Source organism: Pseudomonas sp. NPDC088885 (assembly GCF_044750025.1).
GTDB classification, from domain to species: domain Bacteria; phylum Pseudomonadota; class Gammaproteobacteria; order Pseudomonadales; family Pseudomonadaceae; genus Aquipseudomonas; species Aquipseudomonas rustica.
Map to the genome: position 1 here is coordinate 8061 of NZ_JBIVJB010000112.1, position 5240 is coordinate 13300.

Below are 5240 nucleotides of genomic sequence, written 5' to 3' on the forward strand. Positions count from 1 at the left end.
TAGAAATTGCGTATATGACTCAAATAACTCACGGATCAACACTCAAAAAGGCTGCAGGCATAGCCCGCCGAAAAATAGCCGGGAATTGTACCTGATACACGGCGCAAGCGTCACGTTCACCTGTCACCCGGATTGCATGCAAAAACGCCCCGGTCTGTCGACCGAGGCGTTTTCGAGGTTAAAACACTGGCAAAACCGGCGGCATCAACCCGCCCGTCTCAGCAGCCAGACACCGAGCAGCGCACACACACCGGCCGGCACCAGCACCGCAAACAGCGGCGAGAAACCGAACACCAGGCTCGAAGGGCCGAGCAAATCCTGGACGATGCGGAAGGTGAAGCCGACCAGCACACCGGTGAACACACGCTGACCGAGGGTCACGGAACGCAGCGGGCCGAAGATGAACGAGATCGCCATCAACACCAACGCAGCAGTCACCAGCGGCTGCAACACCTTGACCCAAAACGCCAGCCAATAACGGCCGTTGCTCAGGCCTTGTTCAGACAGATAGTGGATGTAACCCCACAGACCGCTGATCGACAGCGATTCCGGCGCCATCACCACCGTGCTGAGCAACTGCGGGCTCAGGGACACGTCCCAGCGCTCGGCAGGCACATTGACCACTTCGGTTCTGCGCTCATGGAAAACCGTGGTGGTGACATCGCTAAGCTGCCAGTGATCTTTGTCGAATTCGGCTTTTTTGGCGAAGCTCGAACTCAGCAGATGACGTTCTTTGTCAAAGTGATAACGCGTCACGCCGTACAGCAAACCGTTGGGTTGAACGGCGTTGATGTGGATGAACTCTTCACCCTGACGGTGCCACATACCGTGCTTGGCACTTTGCGCATCGCCGCTGCCTTGGGCCAGCGAGCGGTTGGCTTGAGCCATGCTTTCGGTGGCCGGTGCGACGTATTCGCCGATCAGCAAACCGGCCAGCATCAGTACCAGCATTGGTTTCATCACCGCCCAGACAATTCGTCCGATTGAAACGCCAGCGGCGCGCATCACGGTCAGTTCGCTGCTGCTGGCCAAACTGCCCAGACCAATCAGGCAGCCGATCAATGCGGCCATTGGCAGCATTTCGTAGAGACGGCGCGGCGCGGTGAGCATCACGAAGCTCAGCACATCCATCAGCGTGTAGGTGTCGCTGACGTCGCTCATTTCATCGATAAAAGCGAACAACGTCGCCAGACCCAGAATGATCGCCAGCACGGCGATGATCGCCATGAACACGCTGCTGCCGATGTAGCGGTCGAGTTTAACCACGGGCCACCTCCAGCGCAGCGCTGCGACGGCTGGCCATCTTCAGGCGCAAAGGCTCCCAATAAAGCAGGCCGAGACCGATAAACAGGAAGATCGCGTGCACCCACCACAACCCGAGGGTCGGCGGAATCTTGCCTTTTTCGAGGGCGCCACGGGCGGCAATCAGGATGGTCAGGTAAGCCATATAAAGAAGAATCGCCGGCAGCAGCTTGAGGAAACGCCCTTGACGCGGATTGACCCGCGACAGCGGCACCGCCATCAGGGTCACGATAAACACCAGCAGCGGCAGGGAAAGACGCCATTGCAGTTCGGTTTTGGAGCGGATGTCATCACTTCCAAGCAAGGCTGAGGTCGGCATGGCGTCACGGTCGGTGACTTCTTCACTGACTTCAGGCTTGGGCAGCTGCACACCGTAGGTCTCGTAATGCACCGCACGATAATCCGCCTGACCCGGGCTGCCGTCATAGCGGTAACCGTTTTTGAGGATCAGGTAGCGGGTGCCGTCCTTGCGGCTCTCTTGGAGACCTGACTCGGCCACCAGAATGGAAATCCCGCGATCCTTTTTGTCGGCGCCGAGGTTCTTTTGCGAAATGAATACGCCGCCCAGATTGATCCGGTCGTCGGTCAGGGTTTCGGTGTACGTCACCCGCGTACCGTCGCGCAGCGCCTGGAAGCGACCCGGTTCGAGGGTATCGAATTCGGTCAGCGCATCCTGCTTGTTCAGCAGCAACTGAAACTGGTTGGCGCCTTGCGGGGCCAAGCCCAGGCTCAGCCATGCCACCACCAACGCCACCAGGGTCGCCGGAAACAGGGTCATGCGAAACAGCTTCTGCTGGCTCATGCCGGTGGCCGAGAGCACGGTCATTTCGCTTTCGAGGTACAGGCGACCGTAAGCCAGCAGGATCCCGAGGAACAGGCCCAGCGGCAGAATCAGTTGCAAGAACCCCGGCAGACGAAAGCCCATGATCAGGAACAACGAGCCCGGATCGAGCTGGCCGGCAGCGGCCTGAGCCAGATATTTGATGAAGCGACCGCTCATGATGATGACCAGCAGCACGGCACTCACGGCGCTGAGGGTCAGCAGGACTTCGCGGGACAGATAACGGAAGACGATCAAACCAGACACTCCAGGGTTGTCAGGCTAAGGCGGCCAAACAAGCAAACACACCGACCGGCCCGCAACGCAGAGCCGTCGGAAAAAGATGCGGCATTATCCTGTGATTGGGGGCGCCTGTCACTGCGCACACTCATCCATGTCTGTAATCCGTTGCAGATCGTACAACCGAGGGTTGTCAGGCGCGGGGAGCGAGGTTCAAACTGCGGCCCTTGTCGCAGGCTTTGGCCTGCGCCTCTTCTATTTATAAGCAGGCGACTGCGGACACCGTCGAACGCCTGCGTGTTGACCATTCATTCAGGGATCCGGACATGGAACTGGTTGTAAAAAGCGTTAGCCCAGAAACGTTGAAAACCGCCACCCTGGTGGTTGCCGTCGGTGAAGGCCGCAAACTCGGCGCCGCCGCCAGACAGGTCGACGAGCTGAGCGGTGGCGCGATCAGCGCCGTCCTCAAGCGTGGCGATCTGGACGGCAAAGTCGGTCAAAGCCTGCTGCTGCACAGCCTGCCGAACCTCAAAGCCGAGCGCGTGCTGCTGGTTGGCGTAGGTAAAGACGAAGAACTGGGCGACCGTCCGTTCCGCAAAATCGTTGCCGGCATCCTTAATACTCTCAAAGGCCTGAACGGCAGCGACGCCGTACTGGCGCTGGATGAAGTCATTGTCAAAAACCGCGACAGCTACGGCAAAACCCGTCTGCTGGCGGAAACCCTGGTGGACGGCGAATACACTTTCGACCAGTTCAAAAGCCAGAAAGCCGAACCGCGCGCACTGAAAAAAATCACCCTGTTGACCATCAAGGCTGCCCAGGCTGAAGTGCAGCGCGCCGTGAATCACGCCACCGCGATCGCCAACGGCATGGCCTTCACCCGTGATCTGGGCAACCTGCCACCGAACATCTGCCACCCGACCTTCCTTGGCGAACAAGCCAAAAACCTGGGCAAAGAATTCAAGGATCTGAAAGTCGAAGTCCTCGACGAGAAGAAGATCAAATCTTTGGGCATGGGTTCGTTCTACGCCGTCGGCCAAGGCAGCGAGCAACCGCCACGTCTGATCGTCATGCAATACAACGGCGGCAAGAAATCCGAGAAGCCGTACGCACTGGTCGGCAAAGGCATCACCTTCGACACCGGCGGCATCAGCCTGAAGCCGGGCGCCGGCATGGACGAAATGAAGTACGACATGGGCGGCGCTGCCTCGGTGTTCGGTACCCTGCGCGCCGTGCTTGAGCTGAAACTGCCGATCAACCTGGTGTGCATCCTCGCTTGCGCGGAAAACATGCCGAGCGGCAACGCGACCCGTCCAGGCGACATCGTCACCACCATGAGCGGCCAGACCGTGGAAATCCTCAACACCGACGCCGAAGGCCGACTGGTGCTGTGCGATGCGCTGACCTACTCCGAGCGCTTCAAGCCACAAGCGGTGATCGACATCGCCACCCTGACCGGCGCTTGCGTCGTCGCACTGGGTGCGCACACCTCGGGTCTGCTGGGCAACAACGACGAACTGATCGGCCAACTGCTCAGCGCCGGCCAGGCTGCTGACGACCGCGCCTGGCAACTGCCGCTGTTCGACGAGTACCAGGAGCAACTGGACAGCCCGTTCGCCGACATCGCCAACATTGGCGGCCCGAAAGCCGGCACCATCACCGCCGCGTGCTTCCTGTCGCGCTTCACCAAGAACCTCAACTGGGCGCACCTGGACATCGCGGGCACCGCATGGACCAGTGGCGGCAAGGACAAGGGCGCCACTGGCCGTCCGGTGCCATTGCTGACCCAGTACCTGCTGGATCGCGCCAAAGCCTGAACCCGCTGATGGGCGGCGGCGTCACTCTCGGGTGACGCCGCTTGCCGCTCTGGAACCGCAATGACCAAAGTCGATTTTTACATTCTGCCCAGCGCCGACCCTTCGGCTCGCCTGGACTTCGCCTGCAAGCTCACCGAGAAAGCCTGGCGCATGGGTCACCGCATCTATCTGCATTGCAGCGATGCCGCCCAGCGTGACGATCTCGATGCGCGTCTGTGGGCGTTCAAGGGCGAAAGCTTCGTGCCGCATGGCCCTGCCGACAGCGAACCGGACGGTTTGATCGTGCTGGGTGTGGGTGATGACTGCGGTCAGCATCAGGATTTGCTGGTCAACCTCGACCTGAAAGTCCCGGCCTTCGCCAACAAGTTCGCCCGGGTGGCGGAAGTGGTGGTCGAAGACCCGACGATTCGTGCCGCGGCGCGGGAGAGTTTTCGCTTCTACCGCGAACAGGGCTATCCTCTGCAAGATCACCGTTTACAGCGACTCTGAGCATTCCAATGGACACTCCGAAACCGCAGCAAAAGCCGACACACCTGCTCGACGATCTCGAATCGATCCGTCAGTTGCTCGGCGACGACAACCTGCAACCACCGCTGTTGACCGATACGGTCGATGAAGGTGAACAGGAACAAATTCCGATGTTGTTCGAAGCGGTTGGCAATGAACTGCAAGCCGTCGAACCGCAACCTGCGCCAACGCCGGCGCCGGCCGCGCAACCTGCGACACCGGTGAATAAAGGCCCGGACGCCCTGCTCCACCTCGACAGCGAACTGCGCGCCGCCGCGCAATTGATCATGCAAGACGTGATCGACGACTTCGCGCCGCACATCGAAACCGAAATCAAACGGCGCCTCGATGCGCGGATGGAAAGGCTGCTCAGCCAATACGAATAAAGCCCCCCGCGCCTCCTGTGGCGAGGGGATTTATCCCCGTTGGGCTGCGCAGCGGCCCCAGCATTTGATGCTCAACGCATATTTACGGGAATGACGACTGCTTCGCAGCCGAACGGGGATAAATCCCCTCGCCACAAAGGCCCACTCCAACATTAGTGCCTACCCCCC

Annotated in this window: 5 protein-coding genes and 1 pseudogene (1 of these 6 only partly in view); 3 read left to right on the forward strand and 3 right to left on the reverse strand. The window is 59.9% G+C overall.

All coding sequences use genetic code 11. The annotated features are described in order from the left end of the window. The 3 genes and pseudogenes from lepA to lptF all read right to left on the reverse strand — a co-directional run. Positions 1-32, reverse strand: a pseudogene (gene lepA / locus ACIP1X_RS25325) (translation elongation factor 4); it reaches 1758 nt to the left of the window's first position. Positions 33-204: 172 nt separating this feature from the next. Further along, positions 205-1266, reverse strand: coding sequence for an LPS export ABC transporter permease LptG (gene lptG / locus ACIP1X_RS25330; protein ID WP_282356429.1), 1062 nt, complete (start codon positions 1264-1266; stop codon positions 205-207). Beyond that, complete coding sequence (lptF, locus tag ACIP1X_RS25335; protein ID WP_053117386.1) at positions 1259-2380, reverse strand: LPS export ABC transporter permease LptF; 1122 nt, start codon at positions 2378-2380, stop codon at positions 1259-1261. Before lptF ends, lptG begins: the two co-directional genes overlap by 8 nt. A 308-nt stretch (positions 2381-2688) precedes the next feature. Here lptF and ACIP1X_RS25340 point away from each other — a divergent pair, with 308 nt between their 5' ends. The 3 genes from ACIP1X_RS25340 to ACIP1X_RS25350 are packed head-to-tail and all read left to right on the forward strand — an operon-like array spanning position 2689 to position 5072. After that, positions 2689-4179, forward strand: a complete 1491-nt coding sequence (locus ACIP1X_RS25340) for a leucyl aminopeptidase (RefSeq protein WP_400755639.1) — start codon at positions 2689-2691, stop codon at positions 4177-4179. A 60-nt stretch (positions 4180-4239) separates the two neighbouring features. Next, positions 4240-4668, forward strand: coding sequence for a DNA polymerase III subunit chi (locus tag ACIP1X_RS25345; protein ID WP_053117380.1), 429 nt, complete (start codon positions 4240-4242; stop codon positions 4666-4668). 8 nt (positions 4669-4676) lie between these two features. Further along, on the forward strand, positions 4677-5072 hold the full coding sequence (locus ACIP1X_RS25350; protein WP_400755640.1) for a DNA polymerase III subunit chi: 396 nt from the start codon (positions 4677-4679) through the stop codon (positions 5070-5072). Positions 5073-5240 lie beyond the last annotated feature (168 nt).

Excerpts from the sequence above, each read along its gene's own strand:
- ACIP1X_RS25340 (WP_400755639.1), top strand. The coding sequence starts at position 2,689 with ATGGAACTGGTTGTAAAAAGCGTTAGCCCAGAAACGTTGAAAACCGCC.
- ACIP1X_RS25345 (WP_053117380.1), top strand. The coding sequence starts at position 4,240 with ATGACCAAAGTCGATTTTTACATTCTGCCCAGCGCCGACCCTTCGGCT.
- ACIP1X_RS25350 (WP_400755640.1), top strand. The coding sequence starts at position 4,677 with ATGGACACTCCGAAACCGCAGCAAAAGCCGACACACCTGCTCGACGAT.